Here is a 20,544-nt window from a genome sequence, read left to right on the forward strand (position 1 = left end):
CGCGTCACGTCCGCGTTGATCGCAACAGCGGCGTCCAATTCCTGCCGGACGCCTCAGTGTTCGACCCGGTAGAGCCGCCAGCGCTCCGGCACGCCCTTGAGCTGGTGCGCGCCGCGATCCTTGAAGCGGATGTCCGACTCGAGCATCAGATTCCTGACCGCGCTCGAGACCAGCACCTCGCCGGCCCGTGCCTTTGCAGCGACGCGCGCACCGATGTGGAACGCGAGACCGATGACCTCCGCGCCGCTCACCTTGTATTCGCCGGCATGCAATCCCACCCTGATCTCGAGCCCGAGCGTGCGCACGGCCTTGACGATCGCGGTCGCGCAACTGATCCCGGCAGCGGGCGCGCGGAACGTCGCCAGCACACCGTCACCCGTCGTCACGACCTCCTTGCCGCGCAAGGCCTTCAGTTCCCGGCGAACGGCGGCGTAGTAGTGATTCATCACCGTTGCCCAGCGCGAGTCACCCAGCCGCGCGGCTTTTTCGGTGGATCGGACGATGTCGACAAAGAGGATCGTCGCGAGCGCCTGTTTGAGATCCGAGCCTCGGTCCGCGGTCCGGCGCCGGTTCGCAATATTTCCCGCCAGCGGTTCATAGCTATGGCTGCGCCGCCGCGCGACTGCGGCCTTGGTGTAGTCCTGGGCGCGCTGCACCGTGCGGCAGCGGATGGTTTTTTCCTGCGGTGGAAACGTCCAGTAGACCTTTCGCCCGGCTCCAGCGCCCTGAACCTCCACGGCGCCCCATTTCAGGAAGACCGTCGAGCCAGTCCGTCGAATGCACCATGCCTTCGACGTGTATCCGGACACGTTCGACTGATGGACTCCGATGCGAAGGAATTTGGGCATGAGCGTCCGGCCGATAGAACGAGCGCTTGAGGACTAACCTAGGGCAAAACGTAGCCATAGATTTCCGCATTGGCAACGGTGCTAGTTTCCGCACCGATAAAAAGCGCCGGGCTCTGCGATGTCCGAGATCCAGCTGTTAGTCAGCTCCGGCAATCGCGCCTCTGCCCATTCGACACGGCGTCAGCGTCGACGGACAGAATTGCCTCGTCCTGTGCTTTCGCTATTGGCTGTTCTTCATCGCGAAATCGTGCCGGGGTCAGCCGGCTGCGGTCGACGGTGATGCCAAAGATGTCGAAGCGGTTGTAGTAGCCGACGACGTCGTGAAACTGCTTCGGCTCGACGCAGTGATTGAGATCGATCTCCGCATAAGCGATCCCCTCCTGGTCCTGCAATTCATCACCGAAGACACCACCCGTCGGATCGACGAAGAAGCTCGCCGCACGCGGCGTCCGGTCGATCACGTCGGCGATGGTTCTGTCGCGTTCAATCAGGAAGGCCCGCATCGGCTGGTCCATGTAGCCGGCGGTGACGATCCCGAATACCTTGGCTTCGAAGCAGTGGGCACTGGCCCGGATGCGGTTGGCGGCGACGTTGTCGAAATTGCCGCCGCCTGCCGGCCGCCGGGTCGGCCACATCGGCGGCCAGCTCGAGATGTGCACCTGTTCGCCCTGCGCCATCAGCGCGAAGCGGGCCAACGGATTGGTGTTCTCGCCACAGATCAACCCACCGATCCGGCCCTGCCGCGTCTCCGCCACCTTGAGGCCCGCACCGTCCCCCGACGACCACACCAGTTTTTCATAGAAGGTCGGAACCAGCTTGCGGTGATGAACCAGAATTTCGCCGGTCTCGCCGATCAACAGGTTCGAGTTCCACAGCCCCCCAACACTGACGGCCGAGCGCTCGCTGATGCCGATCGAGACGGTGACGCCGAGGCCGCGCGCCTCGGCGCACAGCTGCGCCACCTCCGGTCCGTCCACCAGCACGGACTGCTCCGCCATGCGCACGAACAGATCGTGATTGTCGATCGGGGGCCACAGCGCCGCCCAGACCGGAAAGGCGGGAATGTAGGTTTCAGGAAATGCGATCAGCTCGGCGCCGGCCCTTGCTGCCTCGCGCATGATGGCGATCGCCTTTTCGGTGGTCGCCCGGCTGTCGAGGAAGACGGGCGCGGCGTGGACGGCAGCAGCCTTGAAACGAGGGAGCATGACGAAAATTCCGGCTAGGACCAGGGAGGCGAAGCGGTATCATCCCTGCCTTCCCGGCATGCATGGGAATTGTCGCAAGGTCGGTTGCGGAGGATCGGAGCCGTCGGCGCGTTGGAACGGGAATTGCTTTGCTGACAGGGGCCGTAAATCCGGAGGCAGGTCATGTTCGATACGATCAACTGGGACGATTTGCGGGTCTTCCTCTGCGCCGCTCGCGCCGGAAATTTGAGTCAGACAGCAAAGCGGCTGCGGCTGGACCATTCCACCGTGAGCCGGCGGATCGCCCAGATGGAAGCCTCCCTCGGGATTGCGGTGTTCGAACGCCACCGCACCGGGCTCAAGCTCAACGAAGTCGGCGAGCGGTTGCTGCGTCATGCCGAGCGGGTCGAGAGCGCGGTGATCGCCATTCGCGAGGAAGCCAGCGCCAGCGACACCCAAGAATTGATCGGGACCGTGCGGCTCGCCACCATGGAGGGGATCGCCTCGCTCTATTTGGCGCAACGCTTTGCGAAACTGCGTCGCACCGCGCCGCAACTCTCCGTCGAGCTCGTCACATCAGCGCAGACGGTCTACGTGCACAAGCGCGAAGCCGATCTGTTCGTGTCCTTCTTCCGGCCACCCGGTCCGGGCCTGATCTCCGAGCGCATCGGCAAGTTTCGGCTCGGACTATTCGCGAGCCAGAGCTATCTCGACAATCACGGCATGCCTGCAAGCCTTCGCGACCTCGCCGATCACTGGTTCGTCTCCTATATCGAGGACCTGATCCAGGTCGATTCGGTGCGCTGGCTCGCCGACGTCATCGAGGAGCCGAAGATCGCCTTCCACTCCAACAGCATGATCGCACAGATGAACGCCGCGGCGGGCGGCCTCGGCATCGTCATGCTGCCGAGCTTTGCCACCAACGACCGGCCCGACCTGATCCCCGTGCTGCCCGCCCTCGCCGGCACCGTTCGCGAGGTCTGGCTCAACGTCCACAGCGACCTGCAATTTGCCCCGCGCATCCGTGCCGTCCGCGCGTTTCTGAAAAATACCCTGAAGCAGGACCCCGACATGCAGGTCACGCTGGCCGATGCCCTGCCGCAGCCGCGCACGGCAGATTGCAAAAATCCATAGTTCCCTTCCATCGGAGCCCGGCTGAAGCTCGTTCGATTGGCGCAAGGCAGGAGCGCGCTGAAGCTTGAGGGGGCAAACATGAACGTGGTTATTCCCGGCAATACCGATCCGGCGCCGAGCGTCAGCGCCTTGGCCAAGAAACTGGCCAAGAAGCGGATGATCGTCGCGCTCATGCTCAGTGCCGCGATGATCGTGATCTATTTCGGCTTCATGGGGCTGTTCGCGTTCGACAAGCCGCTGCTCGGCACCATCCTGGTGCCCGGCCTGTCGCTCTGCATTGTGCTCGGCCCGCTCGTCATCATCTCCTCCTTCGCGCTCTGCCTGGTCTACGTGCTGTGGGCGAACCGGGTGTTCGATGCCGGCATCCGCGATCTTCGCTAAAGGGGCAGAGAAAGATGGGCAGCAGCACGCTTTCAATCGGGTTCTTCTTCGCCTTCATGGCGTTGACGCTGGCGATCACCTATTGGGCCGCGCGGCGCACGCGCACCACCGAACACTTCTTCGCCGCCGGCGGCCAGGTCACGCCATGGCAGAACGGCTGGGCACTCGCAGGTGACTTCCTGAGTGCCGCCGCCCTGCTCGGAATTGCCGGCATCGTCACCTCCAACGGCTTCGACGGCATGATCTATTCGATCGGGTGGCTGGTCGGCTGGCCGATCATCCTGTTCCTGATCGTCGAGCCGCTGCGCAACGTCGGCCGCTTTACCTTCGCCGACGTCGTGGCCTATCGGCTGCGCCAGCGCCCGGTGCGCCTCGCCGGCGCCGTCGGGACACTTGCCGTCATCCTGTTCTACCTGATCGCCCAGATGGTCGCGACGGGATCGCTGATCAAGCTGCTGTTCGGCCTGCCCTACACTTGGTCGGTCGTCGTGGTCGGCAGCGTCATGCTGGTCTATGTGCTGTTCGGCGGCATGTTGGCGACGACCTGGGTGCAGGTGGTGAAGGCCGCGCTGTTGATGGGCGGCGGCATCCTGCTCGCCTTTCTCGTGTTGACCCATTTCGACATGAACCCGCTCAAGCTGTTCGCCGCGGCTTCCGAGAAATACGGCACCAAGGTCCTGCAGCCGGGATCGAAGGTGGTCTCGGGCCAATGGGACGCCATCTCGCTCGGGCTCGGCCTGATGTTCGGCACTGCCGCGATGCCGCATGTGCTGATGCGGGCCTATACGGTGAAGGATGCCAAGGCCGCGCGGCTGTCGATCCTCTATGCTACCGGACTGATCGGCGTCTTTCATCTGATGGTGTTCATCATCGGCTTTGGCGCCATGGTGCTGGTCGGCGCCGACGCGGTGGCAAAGGCCGGAGGCGGCGGCAACATGGCGGCGCCCCTGCTGGCGCTCGCGGTCGGCGGCAACGCCTTCTTCGGCTTCATCTGTGCGGTCGCATTCGCGACCATGCTCGCCGTCGTCGCGGGGCTGACGCTGTCGGGCGTCGCCACGCTCTGCCACGACGTCTGGACCAATGTGATCCGCAACGGCAGCGCTTCCGAGACCGAGCAGCTCAAGGTCGCGCGCGTCGCGACCGTCATGATTTCGATCTTCGCCATCTTCCTTGGCATCGCGTTCGAGGGCCAGAACGTCGCCTTCATGGCGGGCCTTGCGTTCTCGATCGCCTGCGCCGCCAACTTCCCCTCGCTGGTGCTCGCCATCACATGGCGCCGCTTCACGACGCCTGCAGCAGTGGCGAGCATCCTCGTCGGCACGCTGAGCTCTCTTGTGCTGATCTATCTGTCGCCGACCATCCAGGTCGACATTCTCGGCAAGCCGCTGGCCGCGATCGAGCACCAATGGTGGTTCGTGTCGCTGCGCAATCCGGCGATCATCAGCATGCCGCTATCGTTCGCAGTCGCGATCCTGCTATCGCTGGTCACGCAGGAGAAGAACGCCGATCTCGCCTTCGACGAGATGCAACGGCGCATCCTGCTCGGACCGGTTCCGCCGAACGCCAGCAAGCAGGGCCGGGTGAAGAGTGCGGCCTGAACCGCGGCGCGCAGGGCGAATGTCGCGATAGCGCGGTAGCTCACATATCGTGCAACACACTCAGTGTCGTCCTGGCGAAAGCCAGGACCCATTACCCCTCACGCCAATTGCTACGCGACGCTGGGGCCCCAATCCCTCTCACAATCACATGTAGTGGTTTTGGGTCCTGGCTTTCGCCAGGACGACGATTGGGAGATTGCGCGCTCAAATCTATCGCCGGTCTGCCGGCTCAATTGCGAAGCCGTTGCGCCGGCGTGACGACGATCACGCCACCCCGTCACTTCCCCTTCGCGGCCTTCGCCTTCAGCTTCGCCGCGCGATAGCGGGCGGCGCCGCCTTCGCGGATCGACTGTTCGCTGCGCTCGAGCGCCATCGCGTCGTCGGGGACGTCCTTGGTGATGACGGAGCCCGAGCCGATATAGGCGCCCTTGCCGACCGTCACCGGCGCGACCAGCGAGGTGTTGGTGCCGATGAAGGCGCCCTCGCCGATCAGCGTCTTGTGCTTGAGGAAGCCGTCATAGTTGCAGGTGATGGTGCCGGCGCCGAGATTGGAGTTGGCACCGACATGGGCATCGCCGACATAGGAGAGATGGTTGACCTTGACGCCGGCCTCCAGCGTCGCCGCCTTGGTCTCGACGAAATTGCCGATCCGCGCGCCGTCGCCGAGCGAGGTGCCGGGCCGCAGCCGCGCATAGGGACCGACCGACACCTTCTTGCCGATACGGGCCTCGACGATGTGCGAGAAGGAATGGATCACGGCGCCGTCGTCGACCGCAACGCCCGGTCCGATCACCACGAACGGCTCGATCACAACGTCCTTGCCGAATTTGGTGTCGGCGGCGAGATAGACCGTCTCCGGCGCGATCAGGGTCACGCCGGCCTCGAGCGCCTGCTTGCGCAGCCGCGCCTGCATCACGGCCTCCGCCTCGGCGAGCTGCGCCTTGGTGTTGATGCCGCGCACTTCATCTTCGCTGGTTTCGATCACGACGGCCTCCAGTCCCAATTCCCTGACGATGCCGACGGCATCGGTCAGATAATATTCGCCCTTGGCGTTGGCATTGCCGATCTTCTCGATGATCGCGAGCGCCTTCCTGCCGTCGAACGCCATCACGCCGGCGTTGCTCAGCGTGATCTTGCGCTCCTCGGGGCTGGCATCGGCATGTTCGCGGATCGCAACCAGCTTGCCGTTGTCGGTCACCAGCCGGCCGTAGCCGGTCGGGTCGGCGGCGTGGAAACCGAGCACCGCGAGCGCAGCGCCCTCGCGCAACGGCGCGCGCATGCGCGCAAAGGTCTCGGCCGAGATCAGCGGCGTGTCGCCGAACGCGACCAGCAGGTCATCGGCGCCGCCGGCGAGCGCCTCGCGCGCCGCGAGCATCGCATGCGCCGTGCCGAGCCGCTCTCGCTGCACGAAGATCTGCGCGTCGGGCCGCACCCGGCGCGCCTCGGCGGCGACCGCCTCGTGGTCGGGACCGATCACGACCGCGAGCTGCGAGCCCTCGCCGGAGGCTGCGGCATCGAGCACATGCGCCAGCAGCGACTGCCCGGCCACCGGGTGCAACACCTTCGGCAGCGATGAGCGCATCCGCGTGCCCTCACCAGCCGCAAGCACCACTGTCAGGCTCGATCGCGCAGTCATTCAGCATCCTCGACGGTTCGCGCAGCCCGCTGCGCAACGCTTTCTTCGAGGCCGTCTTTAATTGTTTTCCCCGGCAGAAGAAACCGATTCGCCTGCGTGGCCCGTCAGATTCAAGTTCCCGGTCCATTTCCTGTTAATCTTTGCCTCGTGATTCGGCGGGCCTTGAGGAGGGCCAAGCGGGCTTTGGCCAAAGATCCCGACAATCTGGCGGCGGATTTCGACACCGAAAGCACCACCGGCTTTTTGGCCGAGGAAGATGCTTTCGATCGCCGGATGCTGTGGCGGCTCGGCTCGTGGGGCGTGGCTGCGGTCGGCGCCGTCGCCATCGCCGTGATGGCCAACCAGTCGGCGCTGACGCTGCGGCGCGACCAGGTCGCTGCATCTGATATCGCGCGCCAGGCCCAGCAGCTGCAGACGCTGGCGAAGGAGAGCCACAACGAGACGCGCCGGCTGGCATCCGCGATCGATACGCTCAACGGGGACCGCGACCGGCTCTATTCGCGCGTCACCACGCTGGAACAGGGACTCGACTCCGTGACCGGCACGATCGCGAAGCAGCCGGTGGCGGCGGTGCCGGCACCACCACCAACTCCGGCAGCGGCGCCCGCTACGCCGCCCGCATCAGCCAATTCGGCGCCCGCAGCGGCGGCACCAGCCGTTGCCGCCGTCGCCACGACGCCGCCTGCCGCATCGGACAAGCCGGTCGCGACCGACAAGGTGGTGGCATCCATCGACCGCAAGGCGCCGGCACCGGTCGAGAAGCCGATTGCTGCCGCCGAGAAGCCCGCGGCGGCTGACAAGAAGCCGACGGCTGCCGCGAGCAGGCCGCAGCTTGCCGCGGAGAAGCCGTCGGCGTCCGAAAATTCGCCGCCGACTTCTGCCTCCGCCCCATCCGTTGCCGGTCCGATGAGCGCCGCTGCTGCCGCGGCCAGTACCGACGAAATAAAGGCGGCCGCGCCAACGCCCGCGGCGCCGAACAAGGCAACCGAGGCGCCCAGCCTGCCGACCGCCAACGATGTCAACGCCGCACCGATCCCGCCGCCCGTGATCACTGCGGATCCGGACTCCGAGGTTGAACAGGATGCGCCGAAGGCGCAGATCCAGCGCACCGAGTTCGGCGTCGATCTCGGCACGGCAAATTCGGTCAATGGACTGCGCGCGCTGTGGCGCAGCCTCTTGAAGTCGAAGGCCAACGCGCCGCTGGCCGCGCTGCGGCCGATCATCGTCATCAAGGAGAACAGCAACGGGCTCGGCATGCAGCTGCGCCTGGTCGCCGGGCCGCTGAACGACGCCGGGACCGCCGCCAGGATTTGCGCCGGCCTCAGCCTGGTCCAGCGGACCTGCGAGACGGCGATCTATGACGGCCAGCGGCTGGCCCTGAACGAGCCGCCCGCCGGGGCCAAGCCGGCTGTGCCGCACCGGCGGGTCGCGCCGAGGCGCACCGTCGCACCGCCGCAGCCGGTCGCCGAGGAAAAGAAGCCGGAGCCGACGACAATCTCCTCGATATTCCGGCGAAACAGCCAATAATCATGCGCGGCAAAGGATTGCGGCCAAATTCTCAACCGATTTCGCTGCTTCTCGCCGAGCCTTGTCCGAAACCCCGTTCCCGACCATAGTGCCGCGATGACAAAACCTCCGTTCCGCCTCTCCCCGTATCAGGTCCAGTTCCTGATGGTCGTGGGCTTCGTCACCGTCGGCTACGCGCTGTACGTGCGGTACCTCGCGATCGAGTTCTCGCCGGTTGCACTGGCTTGCGACGCCGGCACGCAGACCATGCTCTGCAAGGCCCGCGCGCTCTCGACCGTGCTGTTCAAGAACTCGGTGTTCGGGATCACCGCGCTGGTCATTGCGGTGCTGAACCTGACGCGGCCGTCGATCGTGCTGCTCACCGTCGGCCTGATCGCAGCCGGGCTCGGGATCGTGCTCTACAACGTCGTGTTGTCGGGGCTCGCGATCGGGCTGTTCATCCTGGGCTTTGCGCGGCCCGCGCCCGCCACAGCGTAGCGGCGAGCAAGAGGTACATCACGCAGGTCCAGTCCGACTGCCAGTTGATCGTGCCCTCGTTGAACATCGTGTAGAGGGCCGCGACCGCCAGCAGGCCGGCAAACACGGATTCCGCGAGCGGCCGGATGCCTTCCTTCGGGCGATTGAGCATGGTGAGCAGCGCGAACGGCACCACCGCCATGGTGAGCGAGGCGTAGGGGAAATCGCGGTAGCGCGGATCGAAGGCGAAGCCGAGCGCGGTCTCGGCTGCGATCACCGTGGTGATGACCAGCACGATCGCCAGCAATGCGCCGATCGCGCCCTTTCCGCGATAGTCGCGCGGCCCGACCAGTTCGAGGAAGGTCGGCAGCGAGCGCCCGGCGATCAGCGCATGGGCGGTCAGCAGGGGCGATGCGATCGCGGCTGCGAGCAGCATGCCCCAATGCAGCCAGCCGCCGACGCCGTAGCTCTCATAATGCATCTTGTCGCCGGCGATCCCGAGCAGCGTCCCCGCCGTCGTCGCCGAAATCGCGACCGCGATCCAGGCTGAGGGCCGCGGCGTCCAGGGCCGGCGGCGCAGCGTCAGCCAGGCCGCGAGGAAGGTGGCGATCGACAGCGCCATGCCGCCGGCCATCTGCAGCTTCCAGGCCGGATAGTTGCTGATCGCAACGCCCGGCGGATACTTCACCTGCCGCTTGACCGCATCGAACAGGCCCCAATTGCCGCCGACGGTGCCCTCGAGCTTGCGCTTCCAGGGCTGGTCATAGGCCTCGATCAGGTTGACGCGAAAACCCTCGCGCTTGGCGAGATCGAGGATCTCGGACACCACCCGCGCCTGGTTGGTGCGCGACGGCAATGCGCCCTCCCGCATCCGCCCCGCGCTCGGCCAGCCGGTCTCGCCGATCAGGATCTCCTTGCCCGGGAACGTCACCGCCATCCGCTTGCGGATATCGTCGACATGCGCCGCGGCGTACTTCGCCTTGACCGGGATATCCTCCCAATACGGCAGGATGTGAATGGTGACGAAATCGACCGCGTCATAGATCTCGCGGTTCTTCACCCAGTACTCCCAGACGTCGGCATAGGTGACAGGAAGATTGCCCGCCGCGGCCTTCACCGCGCGGATGTTGCCGGCCAGATCGGTAGCGGTCATCTCGCCGCGCAGCAGCACCTCGTTGCCGACGATCAGCGAGGTGACGACACCGGGATATTCCTTGGCGAGCCGGACCGCGATCGCGATCTGCTGCAAATTCTTGAAGCGGTTGCTGCTGAGCCAGATGCCCTGCATCACCTTCAGCCCGACCTTGGCCGCGACGCCGGGCACCTGATCGAGGCCGTTCTCGATCGAATAGGTCCGCACGCAGTCGGTGACCTTGGCGAGATCGGCGAGGTCCTGCTCGATCTGCTCGACCGGAATCTGCGTGGTCGGATCGAGCGGCGTCTGGGCGCCGCGGAACGGCGTGTAGGACACGCATTGCAGCTTTGCGGCAGGATCGATCGGCGCGCGCGCGAGCGTAATCGGCGTGGCGAGCCACCACCACACAGATGCAATCACAGCGAGCGAGATCAGGAGAAGCGCCAGCGGCGTACGAAGCGAAATCGGTTCCATCCTCCGGGGGACCGTCGAATTAGCCGGTCACAGCCCGTCTGCCAAGTCCAGGAATCGGTCAATACCATGGTTGTCCTGCGACAGTTTTGCGCTGGGTCGATAAAGTTGTGAGTTTGCTGGACAAAATACCAAATTCCAGTCATGGGATTCCGCCAGAGTCTCCGCCGCACTGGAGACCTATTTGGACGGCATCACGCGAGCCGTTAGGATGATCCCGCAGGGGCAGGAACATATCGGGGAATGCATGCGTCGACGGCTGCTTGAGTTGAAGAACACTGCTTTGCGCCATCTTGCCGTAACGGGCCTCGTCACAGCGCTCGCGCTCGTGAACGGAGCCGGCGGCGCGTTCGCCCAGAGCGGCACGCCGAATCCGCCTGATCAGGCCAAGCAGCAGCCTGGACAGCCCGACGCCAATGCCAACGCCGTGCGGGAGGCCAACCAGCGCAAGGTCGAGGAGTTCGTCGAGGCCCAGCAGGCCATCAACGGCCCGGCCGGCAACCCGGAATGCGTCTGGCTCGGCCGCCGCGTGGTCCGCCTGATGTGGAACGACGACCTCGATACCGCGTTTCGCCATCTCGACCTGTACGACCGGTTCGGCTGCCCCGGCGGCCACGTCCAGGCAGCCTTCCGCTGCCTGACCCGGTTCGGCGCCCAGATCGACGACAAGGTGCGCGGCAGCCTCGACGGCCGCATCCACGCCTGCTGGATCAACCCGGGCGCCCAGCCGCAGGCCGCGGCAGCCGCCGCCGCGCCTAACCCGGCGCCGGCGCCGGCAGGCAATGCCGCCCCCGCGCCGGCCGCCTCGCCCTCACCTGCGCCGACCCCCGCGGCGACACCGACGCCGGCGTCGAAATAGCCGCATCGCGCGATCGGATCCGGCCGCGATTTTTTTCGCGGCCGGAACGGGTTGCGCCCTTAAAACGCCATTGCGGCACACCAGTTGTTAAATCGGATGGCGGAGATATCTTTCCCTCCGCCGCTATGTTGGTCGAACCCAGGGGACGGGTTCGCTTAGTCCTCAATCTCAGGCCCCGTATGGTTTAACCGCGATGCGCGCCGTCGTCGCCGTCCTGTTGCTTGTCACCGCCGCCCACGCCGCCCTGTGGGGTCTCTTCCAGGAGAAGCAGTCGGCGCCCGATTTCCGTGGCACGCTGCCGAGCCTGTCCTACGCTCCGTTCGAGTCCGGCCACTCCGTCGCGGACGTTGCCGCCGACAGCGAGAAGGTGCGCACCGACCTGCGAAAGCTCTCGACGCTCACCAAAGCGGTCCGCCTCTATTCGTCGACCGAAGGCAACGAGCTGGTGCCGCCGGTCGCCGCCGAGTTCGGCATGAAGGTCACGGTCGGCGCCTGGATCGACAAGGACGCCAACCGCAACAATCGCGAGATCGAAGCCGCGATCAACCTGGCCAAGCGCAACAGCAACGTCATCGGCATCGTGGTCGGCAACGAGACCGTGTTCCGCGGCGAGCAGGTGCCGCTGGAAAACCTCGGCTCGGTTCCGGAGATCGGGGTGCCGCCTGAGGAGTCCGAGCGGATCCTCCGCGAGGAGGCGCAGCGCCTGCACGATGCGGAAACGCAGCCCGAGGACAAGCGGTCCGAAGCCGTCAAATGGGCGATCGCCGAAAGCAACGTGCACCGGCTGATCAAGCTGATCCAGCGCGTCAAGAAGTCGGTCAGCGTTCCCGTCACGACCGGTGAAATCTGGAACATCTGGCGCGACCATCCGCAGCTCGCCAATTCGTCCGACTTCATCGCCGCGCACGTGCTGCCGTACTGGGAAAACTTCACCGACAAGCAGGCGGTGGACCAGGCGGTCGACCGCTACAATCTGTTGCGCGACTCCTTCCCCGGCAAGCGCATCCTGATCGCCGAATTCGGCTGGCCGAGCCAGGGCTACAATCTGCGCAGCGCCGAGCCCGGTCCGTTCCAGCAGGCCACGGTGCTGCGTAATTTCGTCGCGCGCGCCGAAGCGATCGGCATGGACTACAACATCGTCGAGGCCATCGATCAGCCGTGGAAGTTCTTCGAGGGCGGCGTCGGTCCCTACTGGGGCATCCTCAATGCCGACCGCGAGGCGAAATTCGCCTGGACCGGCCCGGTCACCGACCTGAACTACTGGAAGATCGCGCTGGTCGCCGTGCTGGTCGGCCTCTTCATGTCGCTGCCGATCCTGCGGCTGGACCAGCCGACCGTGATGCAGGCGCTGCTGCTGTCGGCCGCGGCCAACGGCGTCGGCGCCTGGGTTGCGACCGTGTTCTCGTACTGGACCACGCACTACTTCGTCTGGGGGTCGGCCTTCGCGCTCAGCCTTGGCCTGGTGCTGCTGGTTCCGCTGGTCCTGATCGCGATGGCGCGGATCGAGGAGATCGCGGCGGTGGCGTTCGGCCGCGGCCCACGCCGCTTGATCGGCAAAAGCGAGCCGCTCGCGCCGGCCACGATGGGCGAGAATGTGACGTTCCCGAAAGTCTCGATCCACATCCCGGCCTATTTCGAACCGGTCGAGATGCTGAAGCAGACGCTCGATGCGGTGTCGCGGCTCGACTATCCGAATTTCGAGTGCGTCTGCATCATCAACAACACCCCCGATCCCGACTTCTGGCGGCCGATCCAGGATCACTGCCGGATGCTCGGCGAGCGCTTCAAGTTCATCAATGCCGAGAAGGTGCAGGGCTTCAAGGCCGGCGCGCTGCGGATCGCGATGGAGCGGACCGCCGCTGACGCCGAGATCATCGGCATCATCGACGCCGATTATGTCGTGCATCCGGACTGGCTCAAGGACCTGGTGCCGGCCTTCGCCGATCCGCGCGTCGGCCTCGTGCAGGCGCCGCAGGAGCACCGCGACGGCGACCGCTCATTGATGCACTACATCATGAACGGCGAATATGCCGGGTTCTTCGACATCGGCATGGTCCAGCGCAACGAGTTCAACGCCATCATCGTGCACGGCACGATGTGCCTGATCCGCCGCGCCGCGATGGACAAGGCCGGCGGCTGGTCCTCTGACACGATCTGCGAGGACACCGATCTCGGCCTCTCGATCCAGCAGCAGGGCTGGCTCACCCACTACACCAATGTGCGTTATGGCGAAGGCCTGCTGCCCGACACCTATGAGGCCTTCAAGAAGCAGCGCCACCGCTGGGCCTATGGCGGCTTCCAGATCGTCAAGAAGCACTGGCGGCGCTTCCTGCCCGGCGCGAGCCGGCTGACGCCGGACCAGCGCCGCGAGTTCTCGCTCGGCTGGCTCAACTGGCTAGGAGCCGAAAGCCTCGGCGTGGTGGTCGCGATCCTCAATCTGATCTGGGTGCCGATCGTCGCATTCGCCGACATCGCGATCCCGGACAAGATCCTGACCCTGCCGATCATCGCCTCCTTCATCGTCTCGCTGGCGCACTTCGTGGTGCTCTACCGGCTGCGGGTGAACATCAAGGCGGCGCAGATGCTGGGCGCCATGATCGCGGCGATGAGCGTGCAGTGGACGGTGTCGCGCGCGGTGGCGCAGGGCCTGATCACCGAGCACCTCGCCTTCGCCCGCACCTCGAAGGGCGGCCTGTCGCGGATGTCGATCGAATTCCAGGCGTTCTGGGAGGCCGTGATCGGCGTGCTGCTCCTGATCGGCGCCATCGTGCTTGTTGTCACCAACGGCTATAAGCAGGTGCGCGAGATCTACATCTTCGCCGGCGTGCTGGTGCTGCAAAGCCTGCCATTCCTTGCCGCGGTTTCCATCGCGATCCTGGAGAATTCGCGGATCAACGAGTTCGCATTCTGGCGCAACAGCGCGATCCGGACCGCGGAACTGATCGGGCTGCGCCCGGTCAGCCTGCCCTCGGTCGCCGCCCCGTCGCAGCCGGTCGGCTCGGAAATCCGCCACGACAGCTGACTAACTTCAAGAAACCGGCCTAACCCGAGGCGCCGGAACGGCAAACTCGCCCTCACGGTGCACAATTGACCACCCCTCGGCTATTGACCCGATGGGCCCTGCCCCCTACACAGCGCGGGCTGGAGCATGATCCGGAGCGGCTCGAAGCCTGCGTCCGGATCCGATGTTCAGGTGAGTGAGCGCGTAGCTCAGGCGGTAGAGCACGTGACTTTTAATCATGGGGTCGAGGGTTCGAGTCCCTCCGCGCTCACCAATCCAGACAATGATTGAATAGCACCATTCTGATTTTGATTCTTCTTTGAAATCAAACCATATCCCGGGTAGCTCGGCGGCTCGCAAATGTTGGCCTGTTGCGGCGATAAGCCCTCGGAACAACAACACGATCGACAATTGCGGTGCGACTACGACACCAAGCTAGTCCGAGTCCTTCGCTACAACGCGCTCAAATGATCCAGCACATCGCCAAAACGCTTTGATCACCTTGGCATCGCTGAATCGTCGGTAGCAGGATCACCAGTGCGGCTGAACGCGACCGCGCCGACGTTCCCCTCTTTTCTTTGACAACGCCTCGGCGCGATCACAGCGGCACTGGAATTGAAGCATGCGATTGGCTCACCGGCCGTGACGCCATCGTCACTGGCGACGACCAGCAGCGCAGTCGTATGACACCTCGGCCATATTCCTCGCTCCTGGCTGATCGCGTGTCAGCCGGCAGGTCATTTTAGTCCGTGAGCTGATGACAGGGACGAAGGCGCAACCAGGAGCTACTGTGTTTCCATAGCTACAACCCGAACGAAAAGAGAGCTTCCGCAGTCACCGAAACCGTCAGTGACTTGTCTTTGCAAGGCATTCCCGTATCAGGTGACACTGAACATTGAATGAGGCGCGCGAATGTCTAGCGGAATGGCAAAGAAGCTCCGGTAGCCCATTCAGTGATTTGGGGAGAGAAGCTTTGCAAAAAACTTTGGCCTGGGTACTTCCCATTCGGATCATACTGCAGGTTATTCGCGATTATGCTCGCGTGGATCGATATATCGCACCAATTCTTCTCTTATGTTTGATCAGTATTGGTTCTCTTGTTCCGCGTAACACTGATAACCCGCAGTTGCTGGCAGCTTTCGCCAACGATGAACCGTGGATGACGTTGGCACTCGATGGCACGACCGCCAAGCCTTTTGGCAATCCCGCCAACTACCTGGATCCGACAGCAGAAGCCTCCAAGAAAATCCCGGGATATTGGGGAACGCTTCGATACTACAATATCGTCTATTACGGCGCGGCGATGTTCGATATCGCCTTTCCCTTCTACGCGACGGCGCGCCTGGTCGGACTCCCTGCCTTTCCAACCGCTCCCATTATCCTCAGAACGATATCGATGCTCGCCGCGTTAATGAGCCTGCTTTTCGTCTATAATTTTGCGAAGAAGCAAGCCGGGGTCGTTGTCGGAATATTATCCTGTTTTGTCCTGCTGACGGACGGCTATTTCATCTATTACACGACGATAATTCATCCGGATACGCTTCAGATATATTTCGGGCTGTTGGCACTCGGACTTGCACTGCGTCATTCGAATGACGGGCTACTCTCAAGCCTCGCGGCATTGGGGTTGATGTGTGGTTTGGTGCAGGGGACGAAATTTGGCGGCCCATGGACGGTGCCGTTGGCAACGGCCGCGTTGTTGATGGGAATTCGAGCGACAGGCGCTCACGAATGGGACAAGAAGGTCGTTGCCCAGCGAGTTGCCGTCCTCGGAGCGGCCGCCTTGGTGGGTTGGCTCGGTACGAATCCTTACGCGATCCTCACGCCCTACTACTTCCAGTCCTGGATCACGCAATGGCGCATCGTCGGCAGCTCGGGTGGACCCCTGGGAACGTTCACGTTTTGGGATTGGATGAAGGCCATCTACGACTACGTCGGCCCGCTCGGTTCAGTGCTGGCCGTGGCGGGATTGCTGCACGCGCTGATCGGCGGCTTCTCGACGCCGCGAAAACGCGCCCTCTTCCTGGCCGCAACACTTTCATTGTCGCAGATTGCTTACTACGCCCTTCTCGGCAAACTCTGGGTCATTGTTGGATACCTTTTGGTCGCGCTGCCTCTAATGGCGTTCCTCAGTTTTGATTTCGTCGTGACTTGGCTACAGTTTCTTCTTGCCAAGCCGTTCGGGCGCATAGCGCGTCCAATCGCAGTCACTTCTGTTTTCCTTGCAAGCCTATACCTCGGCACCGACCAGGTCTTCGCACTGGTTAACCGCACGCTCGAGCTACACCATCGCGATAGCACCTTGTTGGCACTGAACGACTGGGCGGCCAAAGGTGGCATACCGCCGAATGCCCGCATCGTTTTTGACGATCTTGGCTACTTCGACCCAAAGATATTCAAGAACGCCAAGATGTATGGAGGCGTGTTGACGTGGAGCGGCGTCAATGCTCTCGATCCCGAATATATCATCCTTTCGAGCAGTCTGTATGGAAGCCCCCACTACGCCAAGCTGATCGAGACACAACGCCTCGCCGCCGACGATCCCAATCCGTTTTCAATGCTTATGTACCAAGCCCTGATTCCAACGCAGACGCCCGGCCCGACCGCAGCAGAGGGAATCTCCTTTGTTAAAGAAATAGCCCCCGATTCCAGCGGGGTGACGGCCACCGCGCCGATTTATCTCCTCACACCATGGCCGAGCCTTGAATATAGGGTGAGATCCTCGCTCTCTATCCTGAAGGGCATTTGGCAGCCGATCGACAAGCCACGCGTTGGACCGACCCTCAGAATTTATAAACGGAAGCCAAACAGACCTTCCGACGACCAACACTGAGAATTCAACGAATGCTCTTGTCACGGACGCTCGGATGGCCGTTAAAAATAGGCATTCCTGAGCGTTCCAAGAGTTGCATATCTCGAGTGGCCTGCCTAGAAGTTCCGATTGCATTAATCAACAGTAACGAGCCGACATGAACAGCGCCGTCGATGCGGGAACACTGGAGGGAGCGCCGCACAAACGAAGACGGCTGATCTCCCTCGTCATGCCGGTCTACAACGAAGAAGCAAATGTCGATCGCGCCTACGCCGCGCTCACGGCTATTTTCAAAGACCTACCCCAATACGATCTGGAGTTTGTTTTCACCGACAACCACAGCGAGGACCGAACATTCGAACACCTTGCTGCGCTTGCCAAGACCGACAGCAGGGTCAAGGTGATCCGCTTCACGCGCAACTACGGTTTTCAGCGCTCGCTGCTGACCGCCTACCGAAACGCAACCGGTGATGCGGCGATTCAGGTCGATTGCGATCTTCAGGATCCACCGGAATTGATTCCGCAATTCATTGCGCTTTGGGAAAAGGGTCATGATGTGGTCGTGGGGTTGCGCCGACGCCGCGAGGAAGCAAAACTGCTCACCCTCGGTCGCCGTGCATTCTACGCGCTGCTCACCCAGATTTCCGATGATCAGATCACCCGCGACGCCGGCGATTTCCGCCTGGTCGACCGCTCCGTGATCGACCGCCTCAAGGAACTGAACGACTACAACCCTTACGTCCGCGGCGTCGTATCTTCGTTTGCCGCGCGCGAGACCGGCATTCCCTACGACCGAACACAGCGGATACACGGCCGCAGCAAATTCCCGGTGCGGAAACTTGTCGGCTTTGCCCTTGACGGGATTATCGGGCACTCGGTTCTTCCGCTGCGGCTTGCGTCCTATGCCGGCCTCCTGATCTCGATCGCTGTTTTTCTGCTAGGGCTGTTTTATGTCGTCGAGGCGCTGCTGCGGGGCAAGTCATGGCCGAGCGGCTTTGCAACGCTCATCGTCGTTATGCTGTTCGGGATCAGCCTAAACGCAATCTTCCTTGGCATTATCGGCGAATATGTGAGCCGGATTTATCAGCAAGTCCGCTTCAGACCCCTGGTGACGGTCGAGGCCACCGCTAATATCTCCGCAGAACAGAGCAAGCAATGACGTCAGCAATTTTCACAGTATGTATCCTGCGTTGGGAAGAGCGAATTTGACCCCGAGCTTCTGGCACGGCCGCCGCGTCCTCTTGACCGGACATACCGGCTTCAAGGGCGCGTGGGCCAGTGTGATACTGGCCGATCTCGGCGCGAAGGTAACCGCGTTTTCCTTGGAGCCGCAGACCGAACCTAATCTCTGGCAAACCATCGGGCAGCGCGTGGCGATCGACAGCCGCCGCGCCGATCTTCGCGACATGCCGGCGGTGACCGAAATTTGCAAAATCGTCGAACCCGAAATCGTTCTGCATATGGCCGCACAGGCGCAGGTTCGGGAAAGCTATCGCGACCCGGTCGGAACCTTCGCCAGCAATATTATGGGAACGGTGAACTTGCTGGAAGCGCTGCGCACCAGCCCAAGCTTGCAGGCGATTCTGACCGTAACCAGTGACAAGGTCTATGCGAATGCGGAGACTGGCTTGGCATTTGCCGAGAACGCCCCGCTGGGCGGCTCAGATCCGTACAGCGCGTCCAAGGGCGCGACCGAAATCGTGGTCCGGAGTTACGCCGAGAGCTTCTTTGCGCCGCTCGGGGTGCCTCTGGCTTCGGCGCGCGGCGGCAACGTGATTGGTGGCGGCGATTTTTCCAGCGACCGGCTCGTTCCAGACCTCTACAGGGCCGCACGCAAAGGCGTGCCGGTTGAACTACGATATCCTGCGGCAACCAGGCCCTGGCAGCACGTACTCGACTGCCTCGCCGGCTATCTTGGCTTTGCGGAATACCTCGCAAACAGAGGCGCGGCCGATCCACCCTCCCTGAACTTTGGCCCGCTCACGGAGGAGCCAGTGTCGGTCGCCCAGGTGGCGGCGGCGATCGGCGAAGGGCTGGGCAATGGACAAGCCTGGAAGCAGGCGTCGGGCTCATTCCCACCGGAAAAGCAGACGCTGCGGATCAACAGCACGCTGGCTGCCAAGACATTGGACTGGCGGCCGCGGCTCGACGTCAACGAGACGATTGCATGGACGGCGCAATGGTATGCGGATTTCGCGAACGGCAAGGACGCGCTCGAACTTATGCGTGCGCAGATATCCCGTTACGGGACCTAGCGCGCGTCGGAAAATAGCCGACTTCTGGCCAAAAGCATATTCAGTTCAGCTTGACCAGCAATTGCCGGCCAGGCCTTGGAGATGCTGTCGGCGTTCCCGGCTTCGTTGCTGCCGAATTCCGCAAGCGCATAGAGCAGCGCGGTATCGAGCGGTTCGCCCAAGCGCTTCGCCAGCCATTCAGCCTGATGGGCGATGTAGCGGCCGCGAATCGCGTCGGCGAATGCGGCAGATGCGATGGCCCGGTCCGGCGACAAACGCGGATCCAGTGGTGCGCCTTCGACGACGGCAATGAACGCGGAGAGCATTGTTCCCAGTGGCCGGAGCGCCGTGGTCCACTGCGGGTCACCGTTCGCGCGCGTTCCCGCAATATCGATGACCCCTGGCTCCTCGGCGAAATCGAGCACAGCAACGCCCTTTTCGGTTTCGACTTCGATCCGGCGCTGCCGGCCTTGATCGTTGCGTGCAATGAGCAAAGAAACCGGCAGCCCATTGGCCTGCGCTTCGATCGCCAGACGCGCGCCGCCGCGTCGAACATCCAGCGATACGAATGCAAGATCGCGGAACTGCAATTCGCCGACCATCGGCACGATGTGGGGCAGCACATCATCGAACAGTGTCACCGCGGGGTCGTAGCTCTTGGCTTCCCCGTGACGGACGTCCGAAGCGCCGTCGGTCCAAATCAATCGGATGCTCCGCGGGCGGCCGAGCGAGGCCAAGGAGGCCGCATACGCCTCGACGTATCGTGCGAACAGGAAGACGTGGCTGGCTCCGAACGCCGTGCCGTTGGCCCTTGCGATGCTGTTGAGCTGCTCGATATCGTCGCGCGAAAGGGCAACGGGCTTCTCCGACAATACCGGGATACCTCTGGCCAGAAAGCGGGCCGCAGCCTCGAAATGGTCTTCCGCACGGTTAGCGACGATGACGGCATCGGGCCGTTCCGGGCCCGCTGTGGAGGTCGGCCAGGCTTCCACGGCGCTCAACCGGCCGAAAAATTGCGATTGCGCAGCCCACGCCTGCAGGCCCGCAGCATTGCTGGGCGAGTGCATGGTGATCCGGTCCGCACGGCCCGGGAGCCCGCACAGTACCGAAGCGATCGTTCGGGCCCAACGCCCGCCGCCGATGACCGATATTTTCATCGTTATCGCCCTAACCATCTACGAAGGTTCTGGCAATCCGCCGTATGCGAGGCGCTGCGACCCCGCAAAATCCACCGGGGGTAGCCGCCAGCCTCAACCTTTGACAAATGG

General features: G+C 63.3%; 15 protein-coding genes and 1 tRNA gene. 11 read left to right on the forward strand and 5 right to left on the reverse strand.

The window, feature by feature from the left end; genetic code table 11:
- Positions 1–53 precede the first annotated feature (53 nt).
- The gene (locus ACE10Z_RS24755; protein WP_375783103.1) at positions 54–848 is read right to left on the reverse strand and encodes an adenylate/guanylate cyclase domain-containing protein; all 795 of its coding nucleotides are present in this window, start codon (positions 846–848) and stop codon (positions 54–56) included.
- 140 nt (positions 849–988) lie between these two features.
- Positions 989–2,053, reverse strand: coding sequence for a carbon-nitrogen hydrolase family protein (locus ACE10Z_RS24760; protein ID WP_375783104.1), 1,065 nt, complete (start codon positions 2,051–2,053; stop codon positions 989–991).
- A gap of 162 nt (positions 2,054–2,215) precedes the next feature.
- Here ACE10Z_RS24760 and ACE10Z_RS24765 point away from each other — a divergent pair, with 162 nt between their 5' ends.
- The 3 genes from ACE10Z_RS24765 (at position 2,216) to ACE10Z_RS24775 (ending at position 5,145) form a co-directional block, all read left to right on the forward strand.
- Positions 2,216–3,166: a LysR family transcriptional regulator gene (locus ACE10Z_RS24765; protein ID WP_375783105.1), complete on the forward strand. Its 951-nt coding sequence runs from the start codon at positions 2,216–2,218 to the stop codon at positions 3,164–3,166.
- A gap of 78 nt (positions 3,167–3,244) precedes the next feature.
- The gene (locus ACE10Z_RS24770; RefSeq protein WP_375783106.1) at positions 3,245–3,547 is read left to right on the forward strand and encodes a DUF485 domain-containing protein; all 303 of its coding nucleotides are present in this window, start codon (positions 3,245–3,247) and stop codon (positions 3,545–3,547) included.
- Between the two features lie 14 nt (positions 3,548–3,561).
- Positions 3,562–5,145 carry a cation acetate symporter gene (locus ACE10Z_RS24775; protein WP_375783107.1) on the forward strand — a complete coding sequence of 528 codons (1,584 nt, stop codon included), beginning with the start codon at positions 3,562–3,564 and terminating at the stop codon, positions 5,143–5,145.
- Positions 5,146–5,422: 277 nt separating this feature from the next.
- On the opposite strand, the gene glmU is transcribed toward ACE10Z_RS24775, so the two are convergent.
- The gene (gene glmU, locus ACE10Z_RS24780; protein WP_375783108.1) at positions 5,423–6,781 is read right to left on the reverse strand and encodes a bifunctional UDP-N-acetylglucosamine diphosphorylase/glucosamine-1-phosphate N-acetyltransferase GlmU; all 1,359 of its coding nucleotides are present in this window, start codon (positions 6,779–6,781) and stop codon (positions 5,423–5,425) included.
- Positions 6,782–6,964: 183 nt separating this feature from the next.
- On the opposite strand from glmU, the gene ACE10Z_RS24785 reads away from it, so the two are divergent.
- Both ACE10Z_RS24785 and ACE10Z_RS24790 read left to right on the forward strand, forming a co-directional pair.
- The gene (locus ACE10Z_RS24785; RefSeq protein ID WP_375783109.1) at positions 6,965–8,308 is read left to right on the forward strand and encodes a hypothetical protein; all 1,344 of its coding nucleotides are present in this window, start codon (positions 6,965–6,967) and stop codon (positions 8,306–8,308) included.
- A gap of 96 nt (positions 8,309–8,404) precedes the next feature.
- Positions 8,405–8,785 carry a hypothetical protein gene (locus ACE10Z_RS24790; RefSeq protein WP_018271584.1) on the forward strand — a complete coding sequence of 127 codons (381 nt, stop codon included), beginning with the start codon at positions 8,405–8,407 and terminating at the stop codon, positions 8,783–8,785.
- On the opposite strand, the gene ACE10Z_RS24795 is transcribed toward ACE10Z_RS24790, so the two are convergent.
- Positions 8,745–10,373 (reverse strand): beta-(1-6) glucans synthase, encoded by a 1,629-nt coding sequence (locus ACE10Z_RS24795; protein ID WP_375783110.1) that lies wholly within the window; start codon positions 10,371–10,373, stop codon positions 8,745–8,747. The genes ACE10Z_RS24790 and ACE10Z_RS24795 overlap by 41 nt on opposite strands.
- Positions 10,374–10,617: 244 nt before the next feature.
- Between ACE10Z_RS24795 and ACE10Z_RS24800 the strand changes: the two genes are divergently transcribed.
- The 6 genes from ACE10Z_RS24800 to rfbG all read left to right on the forward strand — a co-directional run bounded on the left by ACE10Z_RS24800 (position 10,618) and on the right by rfbG (position 19,297).
- On the forward strand, positions 10,618–11,229 hold the full coding sequence (locus ACE10Z_RS24800) for a beta-1-3, beta-1-6-glucan biosynthesis protein (RefSeq protein WP_375789911.1): 612 nt from the start codon (positions 10,618–10,620) through the stop codon (positions 11,227–11,229).
- Between the two features lie 193 nt (positions 11,230–11,422).
- On the forward strand, positions 11,423–14,251 hold the full coding sequence (locus ACE10Z_RS24805; RefSeq protein WP_375783111.1) for a glycosyltransferase: 2,829 nt from the start codon (positions 11,423–11,425) through the stop codon (positions 14,249–14,251).
- Positions 14,252–14,428: 177 nt separating this feature from the next.
- Positions 14,429–14,504, forward strand: a tRNA-Lys gene (locus ACE10Z_RS24810).
- Positions 14,505–15,203: 699 nt separating this feature from the next.
- A complete protein-coding gene (locus ACE10Z_RS24815) occupies positions 15,204–17,063 on the forward strand; it encodes a hypothetical protein (protein WP_375783112.1) in 1,860 nt (619 codons plus the stop codon).
- Between the two features lie 136 nt (positions 17,064–17,199).
- On the forward strand, positions 17,200–18,201 hold the full coding sequence (locus tag ACE10Z_RS24820; protein ID WP_375783113.1) for a glycosyltransferase family 2 protein: 1,002 nt from the start codon (positions 17,200–17,202) through the stop codon (positions 18,199–18,201).
- 19 nt (positions 18,202–18,220) lie between these two features.
- Complete coding sequence (gene rfbG / locus ACE10Z_RS24825; RefSeq protein ID WP_375783114.1) at positions 18,221–19,297, forward strand: CDP-glucose 4,6-dehydratase; 1,077 nt, start codon at positions 18,221–18,223, stop codon at positions 19,295–19,297.
- Here the strand turns inward: rfbG and ACE10Z_RS24830 are convergent.
- Entirely contained in the window at positions 19,294–20,433 is a 1,140-nt protein-coding gene (locus ACE10Z_RS24830) for a Gfo/Idh/MocA family oxidoreductase (RefSeq protein ID WP_375783115.1), read from the reverse strand. The genes rfbG and ACE10Z_RS24830 overlap by 4 nt on opposite strands.
- Between the last annotated feature and the right edge of the window lie 111 nt (positions 20,434–20,544).

Origin of the sequence: Bradyrhizobium sp. Pha-3, assembly GCF_042258615.1 — a bacterium.
Taxonomy (GTDB): domain Bacteria; phylum Pseudomonadota; class Alphaproteobacteria; order Rhizobiales; family Xanthobacteraceae; genus Bradyrhizobium.

Bases quoted from the DNA above. Each gene is read 5' to 3' on its own strand.
- ACE10Z_RS24755 (WP_375783103.1), bottom strand. From the start codon at position 848: ATGCCCAAATTCCTTCGCATCGGAGTCCATCAGTCGAACGTGTCCGGA.
- ACE10Z_RS24760 (WP_375783104.1), bottom strand. From the start codon at position 2,053: ATGCTCCCTCGTTTCAAGGCTGCTGCCGTCCACGCCGCGCCCGTCTTC.
- ACE10Z_RS24765 (WP_375783105.1), top strand. From the start codon at position 2,216: ATGTTCGATACGATCAACTGGGACGATTTGCGGGTCTTCCTCTGCGCC.
- ACE10Z_RS24770 (WP_375783106.1), top strand. From the start codon at position 3,245: ATGAACGTGGTTATTCCCGGCAATACCGATCCGGCGCCGAGCGTCAGC.
- ACE10Z_RS24775 (WP_375783107.1), top strand. From the start codon at position 3,562: ATGGGCAGCAGCACGCTTTCAATCGGGTTCTTCTTCGCCTTCATGGCG.
- glmU (WP_375783108.1), bottom strand. From the start codon at position 6,781: ATGACTGCGCGATCGAGCCTGACAGTGGTGCTTGCGGCTGGTGAGGGC.
- ACE10Z_RS24790 (WP_018271584.1), top strand. From the start codon at position 8,405: ATGACAAAACCTCCGTTCCGCCTCTCCCCGTATCAGGTCCAGTTCCTG.
- ACE10Z_RS24795 (WP_375783110.1), bottom strand. From the start codon at position 10,373: ATGGAACCGATTTCGCTTCGTACGCCGCTGGCGCTTCTCCTGATCTCG.
- ACE10Z_RS24800 (WP_375789911.1), top strand. From the start codon at position 10,618: ATGCGTCGACGGCTGCTTGAGTTGAAGAACACTGCTTTGCGCCATCTT.
- ACE10Z_RS24805 (WP_375783111.1), top strand. From the start codon at position 11,423: ATGCGCGCCGTCGTCGCCGTCCTGTTGCTTGTCACCGCCGCCCACGCC.
- ACE10Z_RS24820 (WP_375783113.1), top strand. From the start codon at position 17,200: ATGAACAGCGCCGTCGATGCGGGAACACTGGAGGGAGCGCCGCACAAA.
- rfbG (WP_375783114.1), top strand. From the start codon at position 18,221: ATGTATCCTGCGTTGGGAAGAGCGAATTTGACCCCGAGCTTCTGGCAC.
- ACE10Z_RS24830 (WP_375783115.1), bottom strand. From the start codon at position 20,433: ATGAAAATATCGGTCATCGGCGGCGGGCGTTGGGCCCGAACGATCGCT.